The sequence below is a fragment of the Sulfitobacter geojensis genome (genome assembly GCF_000622325.1).
In the GTDB taxonomy this organism is placed as follows: domain Bacteria; phylum Pseudomonadota; class Alphaproteobacteria; order Rhodobacterales; family Rhodobacteraceae; genus Sulfitobacter; species Sulfitobacter geojensis.
In genome coordinates, this window is the sequence record NZ_JASE01000005.1 from 2,206,596 (window position 1) to 2,218,641 (window position 12,046).

Sequence of the window (12,046 nt, forward strand, 5' to 3'; positions counted from 1 at the left end):
CTGCTGAGGCGCGACGTTGGACTGGTACCAGACGCTTTTCGAAATCATCGACATGCGCTCGTTCTCGAACCTGTGGTTCTGGATCGTGCTGGCCGTTGTCTGGTCCACGGCCAGCCACTGGGTGCTGGGCGTGCCTTATGACATGGTGCTGCGGGCGAAACGTTATGGCGAAGACGCGCAGGTAGACCTTGAAGACATGGTGCGCATCAATGTGAACCGTTTGCTATATATCGGGCGTGTGTCGGGGCTTTGGCTGGCGGGATTGGCCTGCTTTTTTCTGACCATGCTGGTGCTTTTGGGGTTCGTTTATCAGAATGAATTCGCGCAGGCCGTGTTTTTGCTCGCATTGCCCCTGTCGATGGTCGGCATGCTGAGCCTGTCCACCGCGCGCATCATCGAGGCCGAGAATTCGACCGGCGACATCTTGTTCAAGCGGATGAACCGGCACCGGCTTTACACCCAGATCATCGGGATGGTGGCGATTTTCGTGACCGCCCTTTGGGGGATGTATCAGAATATGAACCTTGGACCTTTGGGCGGTTGACACTGCGGTTTCAAACACCAATTGAGACCCCATGACCAGTCCAAGCAAAATCACCCTGTCCGGCGTGCCCGAAGGCTTTGACGCCCGCGCAATCCTTAACGAAGTGGACCGCAGCCAAGTGGTGGTTCACGTCGCGCGCGACGACAAACGCATGGCGGCGATGCAGGCGGCATTGGGGTTCTTTGCCCCCGATGTGCCGGTTGTCACCTTTCCGGGGTGGGACTGTCTGCCCTATGACCGCGTGTCGCCCAACGCGGATATTTCCGCGCAGCGCATGGCGACACTGGCGGGGCTTGTTCACGGGATGCCGCCCAAATTTGTTCTGCTGACCACGCTTAACGCCGCAACCCAGCGCGTGCCCGCACGGTCCGTTCTGCGCGATGCCGCGTTTTCAGCGCAGGTCGGGGCGCGGATTGACGAAAAGGCGCTGCGCGAATTTCTGGTACGCATGGGGTTTGTGCAAAGCCCGACCGTGATGGAGCCCGGCGATTATGCGGTGCGCGGCGGGATCATCGACATCTACCCCCCCGGCGATCTGGGGCCCGTACGTCTTGATCTGTTCGGCGATGTGCTGGACGGGGCGCGCCGGTTTGATCCGGCGACCCAACGCACCACCGAAAAACTTGAACTGGTCGAACTGGCCCCTGTGTCCGAAGTGATCCTTGACGAGGCCGCCATCACGCGGTTTCGCCAGAACTACCGGATCGAATTTGGCGCGGCAGGCACTGATGATCCGCTCTACGAGGCGATCTCGGCGGGACGCAAACATCAGGGGGCCGAACATTGGCTCGCGTTTTTCCATGCTGAAATGGAAACCCTTTTCGACTATCTGCCCGACGCGACGATCACGCTGGATGATCAGGTCACAGCCAGCCGACTGGCGCGTTGGGAAAGCATTGAAGATCAATATGAAACCCGCAAAATCGCGATGGCGAACCGTTCCAAGATGGACAGCGTTTACAAGCCTGCGCCGCCCCAGGGGCTGTATCTGACCGACGAGGCATGGTTGCTGGCAACGGCAGACCACCGCTTGGTGCAGATGAACCCGTTGCCGCAACCAACGGGTCCAAATGTATTGGATGCGGGTGCACGGATAGGGCGTGATTTTGCGCCTGAACGTCAACAGGAATCTATCAGCCTTTTCGGGGCTTTGGCAGACCACCTTAAAGCAAAGCTTCAAGAGGGTCCGGTGTTGATCGCCAGCTACTCTGAAGGTGCGCGCGAACGCTTGACCGGCTTGATCGAAGATGAAGGACTGGCCGAAGCAATTCCGATCCCTTCCGCCAAGAGGCTGGGCAAACGCGGGCTGCATCTTGCCGTCTGGGCGCTTGAACACGGGTTCGAGGCCCCTTGGGAAGACGGCACACTGACGGTCATTTCCGAACAGGACGTGCTGGGCGACCGGTTGATCCGTGCGCCCAAACGCAAGAAACGTGCGGCGAATTTCCTGACCGAAACCCAAAGCCTGACACCGGGCGATCTGGTAGTGCATGTCGATCATGGTATTGGCCGCTATCTGGGCATGGAGGTGATCACAGCAGCAGGTGCCGCGCATGAATGTCTGCTGCTGGAATATGCCGAGAATTCAAAGCTGTATCTGCCGGTAGAAAACATCGAGCTGCTGTCAAAATACGGTCACGAAGAGGGGCTGCTGGACAAACTCGGCGGCGGCGCGTGGCAGTCGAAAAAGGCCAAACTGAAAGAGCGCATTCGCGAGATGGCGGACAAGTTGATCCGCATCGCCGCCGAGCGCGCGCTGCGCCGTGCGCCGGTGCTCGATCCTCCTCCGGGCATGTGGGACGCGTTTTCGGCGCGTTTTCCGTATCAGGAGACCGACGACCAGCTGCGCGCCATTTCCGATGTGATTGAGGATCTGACCAGCGGGAATCCGATGGACCGGCTGGTGTGCGGTGACGTGGGTTTCGGCAAAACCGAAGTGGCGATGCGCGCCGCCTTTGTTGCGGCGATGTCGGGTGTGCAGGTCGCGGTAATTGCGCCTACGACATTGCTGGCGCGCCAACATTTCAAAAGCTTTGCCGAGCGCTTTCGCGGGTTCCCGATCGAAGTCCGCCAGCTAAGCCGGTTCGTCCCCGCGAAAGAGGCCGCGGCAACGAAAGAGGGCATGGCTAAAGGTACCGTTGATATTGTCATCGGCACCCATGCGCTGCTGGCCAAGGGCATCAAGTTTATGAACCTTGGTCTGCTGGTGATCGACGAGGAACAGCATTTCGGCGTACAGCATAAGGAGCGGTTGAAATCCCTGCGTACAGATATCCATGTGCTCACCCTGACCGCCACACCGATCCCCCGGACCTTGCAGCTGTCGTTGACCGGTGTGCGTGACCTCAGCATCATCGGGACGCCGCCGGTCGACCGCCTGGCGATCCGGACCTACGTCAGCGAATTCGACGCCGTCACCCTGCGCGAAGCCTTGCTGCGGGAACACTATCGTGGCGGGCAGAGCTTTTATGTTGTGCCGCGCATCAGTGACCTGCCCGAAATCGAAGCATTCCTGAAAGACCAGTTGCCGGAGCTGACATATGTTGTGGCCCACGGCCAAATGGCCGCTGGCGAGCTCGATGACCGGATGAACGCCTTTTATGACGGGAAGTTCGATATTCTGCTGGCGACAACGATTGTTGAATCCGGTCTGGATATTCCCACAGCCAACACCATGATCGTGCACCGCGCCGATATGTTCGGGCTGGCGCAGCTTTATCAAATCAGGGGTCGCGTGGGCCGCTCAAAGACCCGTGCTTATGCCTATCTGACAACCAAACCACGTGAGAAACTGACGCCACTCGCCGAAAAACGGCTGCGGGTGTTGGGGTCGCTCGACACATTGGGCGCGGGATTTACGCTGGCCTCACAGGACATGGACATTCGCGGTGCCGGCAATCTTCTGGGCGAGGAACAGTCCGGCCAGATGCGCGATGTCGGTTTTGAAATGTACCAATCCATGCTGGAGGAGGCGATTGCCAAGATCCGGTCGGGCCAGATGGAAGGGCTGTCCGAAGCGGACGACCAATGGGCACCGCAAATCAATCTTGGCGTGCCTGTGCTAATCCCGGAAACCTATGTGCCTGACCTCGACGTGCGATTGGGGTTGTACCGGCGTCTGTCGGGTCTGAGTACCAAGGTCGAATTGGAAGGCTATGCCGCAGAGCTCATTGACCGTTTCGGGAAGTTGCCCAAGGAAGTGAACACCCTGATGTTGGTGGTTCGGATCAAGGCCATGTGCAAACGCGCTGGCATTGCCAAGTTGGATGGTGGCCCGAAAGGGGCGACGATCCAGTTTCACAACGACAAATTTGCCTCTCCCGAGGGGCTGGTCGCGTTTATTCAGGACCAGCGCGGTCTGGCCAAGGTGCGCGACAATAAGATCGTGGTGAAACGGGATTGGAAAACCGACGCCGACAAGATCAAAGGTGCCTTCGCGATTGCCCGCGATCTGGCAGAACATGTGATTGCCAAGGAAAAAGCGAGCAAGGGCAAGAAGTCCGCGGGCGCCTAAGTGTGATTACGGATCGGTTTTGGGCACTTCGGCGGCGCGCGACGGGTTTTCCACTCGATCAAGATAGCGCATCAACACGAAACCGACCGTCGCCATTACCAGCATGGACGCAACCAGTGGCTGTATCGTCCCATTGAACATCAAGCCGACCGGAGAGGCCAGCGCCGCACCGATCACGGTCGAAATGGCCGCGATAGCCGAGGCTGCGATCCCTGCGATATGGCCGACAGGCTCCATCGCGATGGCGTTCAGATTTCCAAGCGTCAATCCCGCCTGAAAGAACAGACAGGTCTGGAACATAAGGAACGCCGCAAAACCGTAGGGTTCCGGCAGGTCGCCGAGGCCAAAAGCCAACATCGACAAAGACAATAAAATCTGGACAGCAAGTGTTACCGTGACCAAGCGGCGCATACCGAAGCGCCCCACCAAGACCGCATTTAGCAGGCTTGCGCTGCCAGCAATCAACGCAACGACGCAGAACCAATAGGGAAAGCTTTCCGCGCGGTCATAGACTTCGTAATAGATCGGCTGAACCAGCATCAGCATCGAAAACAACATCGCCATGGCCAGCGATTGAACAAGGATCGAAATGCGTACGGAAGGGTAGGAAAACAGCTCCTTTAGCGCGGCAGTCAGCAAGGAGACGCGCAAGGGACGGCGGTTTTCGACGGCAAGGGTTTCGGGCATCCTCAGGCCCATCCAGCTTACTGAAAACAATGAGAAAAGAATAAAGGCAATGAAGATTCCGCGCCAGCCAAAGCCGGTGATGATGAACGAGCCTAACAAGGGGGCAACGGCCGGTATCAACGTGAATATCATCATTACAATGGAAACGATCTTGGCCATATCGCGACCGGAATAGAGGTCACGCACAATGGCCACTGATACAATCCGTGGTCCGGCAGCGCCAAACCCCTGAAACAGGCGTGCGATCAACATGACCTCCACCGAGGAACTGGCCCAAGCGACGCCAGCCGAAACCACATAAAGCGTGGCACCGGCGTAGATCACCCGTTTTCGGCCAAAACTGTCGGACAAGGGACCCGCGATAAATGTGCCAACCCCCATGCCAAAAACAAAAAAGGTCAGGATCAATGCCGCGCGGTGGGGCATGTCCGGCGACAGCTCTGCACCGATGGCCGGCAGGGCCGGCAACATCGCATCTATCGAGAATGCGATGGTCGCGAACATCATCGCGATCAAAGCTACAAATTCTGTTCGGCTCAAGGCGAACGGTTGGGATGTGGGTGGCAAAACTCGGCTCCGCTGCGACTGTCACAGCAACGGTGACGCGACTTGGCGTCAGGGGTAACCGATGGTTGAAGTGTTAACAATGCCCATAGACCAAAAACCGCCCCTCAGGGCAAAAAAATCACGAAAACTTGACAAATTCACGAATTTTCCGGGGTGCGAGGCGCGGCAAGTACACGATTTGTGCAATATCCTGCAAATGATCAAGCTGTCCGTATTGATATTTACCCAACACAATCGCCGACACGTTGTAGTTTACAATGTCTGTCCGTTTTTGATTGGGGTCGGTTTCTGCAATGACGCGAGACACAAACCGGCAGCTTTCCAACATGGCGCGACGCTCTTCGAAACTGCGCGCGCAGGGATAGCCACTTTGCGCCGCCAACGCGTCAGAGGCGCAGCCGACAATCAATTCATGCCCCATTGCGCTGATCTGACGTAAAAACCGCAGATGATCCTGATGGAGCATGTCAAACCGCCCATAGGTCAGCATCACGCGGGCGGGTCGCCCCCTCATAGCGCCGGTTTCCGGGCAGGGGTGACATAAGCACCGCCAACTTCGTTGCGCCAGATCGCTTTTACGCCGCCTGCTGTGGCCTGTACCGCCAGTTGCGCAATACAGCGCAGCGGGCCGGAGCGCCAGTCACATGAGATTTGAGATACCCGTATAGAAGCCACCGGAAACGGTGCCGTGTGTTGTTCTGCCATTTGCCCATTCGCCCAATTGTCGGGGTCTTTTGCCCCTTATATTGGAATCGTAGGCCAGTGCGGCCCGCTTGGCAAAGGAATACCCCGACATAACCTCCAAGCTGTGGCGTGTTTGCCATACTGGCAAAAGGGCGGGTTATTGCGCGCCTGTCAGTTCGGCAATGACATTGGCCCAAAGTTCTGGCGGCTGCGCGCCCGGCACGGCGTGTTGATTTCCCACGATAAAGGTCGGCACCGACGAGATCCCCATCTTGCGGCTATGCGCATCGCGATCGCGTATGGCTTGGACGTCTTCGTCGGTGTCCAGCAGGCGGGTCACCACAGCGGCGTCCATTTCGATCCCATCAGCGATGTCGGCCAGCACTTCGGCATCCCCGATATCACGGGCATCGACGAAATAGGCTTGGAACAGGGCCGCGACCGCGGCGGTCTGGCGCCCCTCGATCCCCGCCCAATGGATCAAACGGTGCGCGTTCAATGTGTTGGGCGTGCGCTGCATCGCTTCAAAGTTGATCTTGAGGCCGGCTTTTTCTGCATGTTCGACCACGGGCGCATAGGCGCGCACGGCCCCTTCCTTGCCGCCGAATTTGCCTTCCAGATAGGCGCGACGGTCCATGCCTTGCGCTGGCATATCAGGGTTCAGCTGAAATGGATGCCATTCGATGACAAAGGGGTGGTTGGGATGGTCTGCAAGGGCCACATCCAGATGCGCCTTGCCGATATAACACCAAGGGCAAATCGGGTCGGACATGATGTCGAGTTTGATGGTCTGGGTCATTTCTTTTGGGCCTCGAAGCTGTCGCGCAACTGGCGGCGCAGGATTTTGCCGTTGCCGCTGGTGGGCAGGGCGTCGACATGAACGTATAGACGTGGCTGTTTATAGCGCGCCAGATTTGCGGTGGCAAAATCGGTCAGGGTGTATTCCTTGATCGGCGCGGCGGCGGTGTAAAAGGCGGCAATCACGCGGGTGTTCTTTTTGATCTCGACCTCTGTGACACCGATGCCCGTAACGCCGGGGATGGCAAGCAGGGTTTCTTCAACCTCCAAAGGCGATACACGAAAGCCGCCGGCATTCATCATGTCGTCGGTGCGCCCCAGATAGGTGATCTGACCGTCCTCATCCATCATCCCCTGATCACCGGTCAAAAACCAGTCGCCGTCGAATTTGGACTTGGTCAGCTTTTTGTCGTTCAGATAGCCCAGCATCAGCCCCGCATCGGTACGGTGAATGGCAATGGTGCCCGGGGTGTTGGTGCGCGCAGGCCCTTTCGGGCCAAGGATCGCAACCTTCCGCCCCGGTTGCGCCGTGCCAATGGCCCCGTCTTTGGCCGGTGTGCTCGGGCTGCCGGAGATAAAGGTGGAACATTCCGACATACCAAAGGCTTCATAAACCGGCGTATCGGTGTTTTCTTCCCAAGCCTCGCGCACAGCCGCTGTCATCTTTTCACCAGCACTTAATCCGTGACGCAGATGGGGCAGATAGAGCGGCGACAGATCACGCATCATCTGGCGATAAACACCGGGGGCGGCTGCAAAAATTGTAGCCTCGTGTGTGGCGATCAGATCCGGCAGCGCTGTGGGCGACGTACCCGCAGCAGGGATCAGCGCCGTCGCCCCAACCGTCCAAGGGTCCATCAACCCTGTGCCCAGCGTGTAGGTCCAGTTAAACGCCCCCGCATGCAGCAGACGGTCATCCGGCGTCAGCCCGTACCAGCCCTCAAACATCATCCGTCTGGCCAGAATGGCGCGATGGGCATGCATCACCGCTGTGGGTTTGCCCGATGTGCCAGAGGTATAGATGATATAGCCAAGCCGCTCGGGATCGCCCATGTGAAACGCAGCGGGCGGCAACGCACGCATGGCACGTAGGGCCGCAAGATCGATGATCCGCGCGTGATCGGGGCAGGGCACGTCAATATCGTGCAGGATTGCGGCGGGTTTCAGGGTCGGGATGATCTTGGCCACTTCGCCTGCGGTCAGGGCCGCCGCCGTCGGCACAGGCACCAGACCCGCTGCAAGCGCGCCAAGATAGGCAATCGGGAAATCAGGCGTATTGCCAAGGCGCATCAGCACGATGTCACCGGCCGTGAGCCCCGCGTCCAGCAAACCCGTTGCGGTGCCGCGCACAGCGGCAATCAGCTGGGCATAAGTCCAGTCTTCGCGCGCCTCGCCAGACAGCAGCGACAGGGCCACCTTGTCGGGCAGGGCAGCGCCTGCTGCCAAAACATAGGCGGCAAGGTTAAAAGAGGTCGCGGGATCAGCGGCTTTTGTCATAAAGACGCGCTAGCCCAACACGCGATCCGTTGCAAGGCACAGGGCCGCACGATATAGGGAGGGGATGAGTGAAGACACCACGCCCTCCCTGATCCGCATTGCCCGCGAAAGCGGCGAAAGCGATACCGCACCACCCGTCGATTTAGGCGTCCGCGTGCGTGAATTACGCAAAGCGCGCGGCTGGACACTGGAGCAGGCCGCAGGGCAGGCCGGTCTGGCGCGTTCCACTCTGAGCAAGATCGAAAACGGTCAGATGTCGCCCACTTACGACGCCTTGAAAAAGCTCGCTGTGGGTTTGGAAATCTCTGTCCCACAGTTGTTTACCCCGCCCGCTGCCGAAAAAATTAACGGCAGGATGGCGGTGACCAAATCAGGCGAAGGGGCCGCCAAGGCGACTGTCACGTATGAACACGAACTTCTGGCCGACACGCTGCGCAAAAAGCAGATGTTGCCCTATCGCGCGCGGATCAGAGCCCGCTCGATGGAGGAATTTGACGGGTGGGTGCGCCACGACGGCGAGGAATTTCTCTATGTGTTGACCGGTGTGGTTCAGCTGTTCACAGAGTTTTACGAGCCGGTTGAATTGCGTCGCGGCGACAGCGCCTATTACGACGGGACGATGGGGCACAACGTGGTGTCCACCAGTGCCGAGGATGCGACAATTCTTTGGGTCACTTCGCTGATCTAACGCGGCTACCTCTCTGCCCAAGCGGGTCGCACGATTATGGATCAGACTGAGGTTTGGTAGCGTGTCCGATATTTCTTGAGGTTTCTGCTCTGCACGATATTTGCGCGATTAGGCCCCTTGGTGTTTCTTGGTTTTAATCCTGCCACCACCAAACTTCGGGCATGTAATTGGGGCCATCGCCGTAAATCGGGATCACGTCCGGGTATTTCATTTCGGCGCGATGCGCGATCAGCCCTTCGTCAAACTGCCAGAACGGAATGACATAACGGCCCGCCGTCAACACGCGGTCCAAGGCACGCGTGGCATTGGTAAAGGCGTCAGATGTCTTTGCCGCCAGCATCGTATCAATCATCGCATCGACGGCCGGATCCTGTACCCCCATCAGATTGCGTGATCCTTCTTGGGTCGCTGCGGTTGACCCCCAATAAAACCGCTGCTCGTTACCCGGAGACAGGGAAAGGGCGCGGCGAAAATGGACCATGTCGAAATCAAAGGCGTTGCTGCGCTGGGTCAACTGTGCGGCATCTACGGATTCTACCACCGCTTTGATGCCCAGACGGGTTAAGGCCTGAACATAAAGCTCGGCAATTTTTGAATGTTCCGCATTGCCTTTGGACAGCAGGATTTCAAATTCAAGCGCCGCCCCGTCGGGGCCGCGCATCGTGCCGCCTTCTGCCGAATAGCCGGCCGCCTGCAATTGCTTCATCGCGGCACGAATGCCAGCACGGTTGCGCACCGATCCGTCCGAGACGGGCAGGGCGTAGCCTTCGATGGTGTCTTGAGGCAGAGTGTCTTTGAACGGCGCAAGCAATTGTGCAACCGCGTCGGGGGCCGCGCCTGACTGCATCGCAAGTGTCGAGCCGGAAAAATAAGAAGTGATGCGCGGCAGCGCGCCGCCGGTCAGGGTCTCGTTGATGAATTCAAAGTTGAACGCCTGTATCAGGGCATCGCGCACCCGCCAGTCATCAAACGGCGCCCGCCGCGTGTTCATCACAAACCCCGTCATGCCTGAGGGCTTTTGATGGGGAAAGGTGGATTTCACCACGTCGCCACGGGTGATCGCGGGAAAGTCATACTGCGTCGCCCATGTTTCGGCATTGAATTCGCGCACAGCCGAAATCTCACCTGCCTTGAACGCCTCTTGCAGCACATTGGCATCGCCGTAAAAGTCGATTTTGATCTGGTCGAAATTATGGGTTCCTTGCCGAAACGGCACATCCGCGCCCCAATAAGCGGGGTTGCGCGTCAGGGTAACCTGTCGACCGGCATCATAATCCGACACAGTATAAGGACCGGTGCCCAGGGGAATGTCCGCCAAGGGGGCATTCGCGAAATCACGGCCTTCCCATTGCGCTTTGGAGAGAATCGGGCGCATGCCGGCCAAAAGCGCCAGCTCGCGGTTGTCCCCTTTGAAGGTGAACCGGACGGACCGCGGGCCGGTTGCCGCGATGGTGTCGATCTGGCGGTACAGCCCATGATAGCGCGGATGCCCGTTCGTCCCCAACAATTCGTAAGAAAAGATCACGTCGTCCACGGTGACAGGGGTGCCATCGGAAAAAGCGGCCTCCGGGCGCAGGGTGAATTCAACCCATGCGCGAGAATCGGGCACTTCGATCGATTCGGCCAACAAACCATAAAGACTGAAAGGTTCATCCCACGACCGGCCCATCAAACTTTCGTGAGTAAACTGGTGCAGCTGCCATGGCACATTGCCCTTGCGCACAAAGGGATTGAGGCTATCAAAACCGCCCGTATTGCCCAATGTGATCTTTCCGCCCTTGGGCGCATTCGGGTTCGCATAGGGCAGGGAAGTGAAATCAGCAGGCAGGGCCGGATCGCCATACATAGCAAGCCCGTGAGCCGATTCTGCATGGGCTGAAACCCCCCAGAGAATCAGTGAAGAAATCGCCGCAACGCCCCGCAGCTTCTGGAAAATATCGATCTCCATTTTGGCAACAATCTCCCACCGCCCTTGTTTTGTTGGGCCTATGGTTAATACGGCCCTGCGTCCAGCTCAAACTTTATCCTTGGCGCAAAGCCCGACTTCTCGTATAAAGGGGTCACTGCTCGATAGGTTTCTTGCCTGTATGAAACCTGCCTCAATAACTTAACGCCAGCTTCGTGCTGGCGTTTTTTTTTGGCGCTGCCCCTTTTTTCAACAGCCGCGATTTTCGGCCCGTTGCTGCGGTTCATGCAACCTTTCGCGCAATTGTGCGTTTCCTTCCCGACCTGCGCAGGTCATTGTGCGCATGCAGCATTCACTCTTAAGGAGCACCCCATGGCTTTCACCATCGACTTGTCCGGCAAAACTGCCGTCATCACCGGATCAAACTCTGGCATCGGTCTGGGTATTGCGTGGGAATTTGCCCGTGCAGGGGCGGATGTGGTGTTGAACTCGTACACGGATGACGAGGACGACCATGCGCTGGCGCAAAAGATCGCGGATGAAACCGGCGTAACCGCCCGTTATATTCAGGCGGACATGTCCAAAGGCGCGCAGTGCCGCAACCTCATTACGCAAGCAGGACGTTGTGATATTCTGGTGAATAACGCAGGCATTCAGCATGTCGCGCCGATCCCTGACTTTCCGGAGGACAAATGGGACGCGATCATCGCCATCAATATGTCGTCGGCCTTTCACACCACCGCGGCAGCCTTGCCCAAGATGCGCCAGTTCGGTTGGGGCAGGGTGATCAATGTCGCCTCGGCGCACGGCCTGACAGCGTCACCGTTTAAATCGGCCTATGTCACCGCGAAACACGGGGTTGTGGGATTGACCAAAGTTACCGCCCTTGAGACCGCCAAGGAAGCGATCACCTGCAACGCCATCTGTCCGGGCTATGTGCTGACACCGATTGTGGAAAAACAGATCCCCGATACTATGAAAGAATACGACATGACCCGCGATGAGGTCATCGAAAATGTCATGTTAACCCGCCAACCCTCCAAGGAGTTCGCAACGGTCGAGCAATTGGGCGGCACCGCAACCTTCCTGTGTTCGGATGCAGCGGCGCAGATCACCGGCACGACCATTAGCGTCGATGGCGGCTGGACGGCGCTGTAAAAG

General features: G+C 58.0%; 10 protein-coding genes. 4 read left to right on the top strand and 6 right to left on the bottom strand.

Features of this window, described 5'->3' with window-relative positions:
* The first annotated feature begins 16 nt into the window (after positions 1-16).
* Both Z947_RS0112735 and mfd read left to right on the top strand, forming a co-directional pair.
* On the top strand, positions 17-544 hold the full coding sequence (locus Z947_RS0112735; protein ID WP_025044681.1) for a hypothetical protein: 528 nt from the start codon (positions 17-19) through the stop codon (positions 542-544).
* Between the two features lie 31 nt (positions 545-575).
* The gene (gene mfd / locus Z947_RS0112740; protein WP_025044682.1) at positions 576-4,058 is read left to right on the top strand and encodes a transcription-repair coupling factor; all 3,483 of its coding nucleotides are present in this window, start codon (positions 576-578) and stop codon (positions 4,056-4,058) included.
* A 6-nt stretch (positions 4,059-4,064) separates the two neighbouring features.
* Here the strand turns inward: mfd and Z947_RS0112745 are convergent, their stop codons facing one another.
* The 5 genes from Z947_RS0112745 to Z947_RS0112765 form a co-directional block, all read right to left on the bottom strand.
* Entirely contained in the window at positions 4,065-5,285 is a 1,221-nt protein-coding gene (locus Z947_RS0112745; RefSeq protein ID WP_025044683.1) for a multidrug effflux MFS transporter, read from the bottom strand.
* 145 nt (positions 5,286-5,430) lie between these two features.
* The gene (locus tag Z947_RS0112750; protein ID WP_037938904.1) at positions 5,431-5,826 is read right to left on the bottom strand and encodes an FAD synthase family protein; all 396 of its coding nucleotides are present in this window, start codon (positions 5,824-5,826) and stop codon (positions 5,431-5,433) included.
* Entirely contained in the window at positions 5,823-6,017 is a 195-nt protein-coding gene (locus tag Z947_RS0112755; RefSeq protein ID WP_025044685.1) for a hypothetical protein, read from the bottom strand. Before Z947_RS0112755 ends, Z947_RS0112750 begins: the two co-directional genes overlap by 4 nt.
* Before the next feature lie 136 nt (positions 6,018-6,153).
* Positions 6,154-6,795: a DsbA family oxidoreductase gene (locus tag Z947_RS0112760; RefSeq protein ID WP_025044686.1), complete on the bottom strand. Its 642-nt coding sequence runs from the start codon at positions 6,793-6,795 to the stop codon at positions 6,154-6,156.
* Complete coding sequence (locus Z947_RS0112765; RefSeq protein ID WP_025044687.1) at positions 6,792-8,291, bottom strand: class I adenylate-forming enzyme family protein; 1,500 nt, start codon at positions 8,289-8,291, stop codon at positions 6,792-6,794. Before Z947_RS0112765 ends, Z947_RS0112760 begins: the two co-directional genes overlap by 4 nt.
* Before the next feature lie 64 nt (positions 8,292-8,355).
* Here Z947_RS0112765 and Z947_RS0112770 point away from each other — a divergent pair, with 64 nt between their 5' ends.
* The gene (locus Z947_RS0112770; protein ID WP_025044688.1) at positions 8,356-8,979 is read left to right on the top strand and encodes a helix-turn-helix domain-containing protein; all 624 of its coding nucleotides are present in this window, start codon (positions 8,356-8,358) and stop codon (positions 8,977-8,979) included.
* 133 nt (positions 8,980-9,112) lie between these two features.
* Here the strand turns inward: Z947_RS0112770 and Z947_RS0112775 are convergent, their stop codons facing one another.
* Complete coding sequence (locus Z947_RS0112775; protein ID WP_025044689.1) at positions 9,113-10,927, bottom strand: extracellular solute-binding protein; 1,815 nt, start codon at positions 10,925-10,927, stop codon at positions 9,113-9,115.
* 330 nt (positions 10,928-11,257) lie between these two features.
* On the opposite strand from Z947_RS0112775, the gene Z947_RS0112785 reads away from it, so the two are divergent.
* A complete protein-coding gene (locus Z947_RS0112785) occupies positions 11,258-12,043 on the top strand; it encodes a 3-hydroxybutyrate dehydrogenase (protein ID WP_037938911.1) in 786 nt (261 codons plus the stop codon).
* Positions 12,044-12,046 lie beyond the last annotated feature (3 nt).

Bases quoted from the DNA above. Each gene is read 5' to 3' on its own strand.
- mfd (WP_025044682.1), top strand. From the start codon at position 576: ATGACCAGTCCAAGCAAAATCACCCTGTCCGGCGTGCCCGAAGGCTTT.
- Z947_RS0112750 (WP_037938904.1), bottom strand. From the start codon at position 5,826: ATGAGGGGGCGACCCGCCCGCGTGATGCTGACCTATGGGCGGTTTGAC.
- Z947_RS0112755 (WP_025044685.1), bottom strand. From the start codon at position 6,017: ATGGCAGAACAACACACGGCACCGTTTCCGGTGGCTTCTATACGGGTA.
- Z947_RS0112760 (WP_025044686.1), bottom strand. From the start codon at position 6,795: ATGACCCAGACCATCAAACTCGACATCATGTCCGACCCGATTTGCCCT.
- Z947_RS0112765 (WP_025044687.1), bottom strand. From the start codon at position 8,291: ATGACAAAAGCCGCTGATCCCGCGACCTCTTTTAACCTTGCCGCCTAT.
- Z947_RS0112770 (WP_025044688.1), top strand. From the start codon at position 8,356: ATGAGTGAAGACACCACGCCCTCCCTGATCCGCATTGCCCGCGAAAGC.
- Z947_RS0112775 (WP_025044689.1), bottom strand. From the start codon at position 10,927: ATGGAGATCGATATTTTCCAGAAGCTGCGGGGCGTTGCGGCGATTTCT.
- Z947_RS0112785 (WP_037938911.1), top strand. From the start codon at position 11,258: ATGGCTTTCACCATCGACTTGTCCGGCAAAACTGCCGTCATCACCGGA.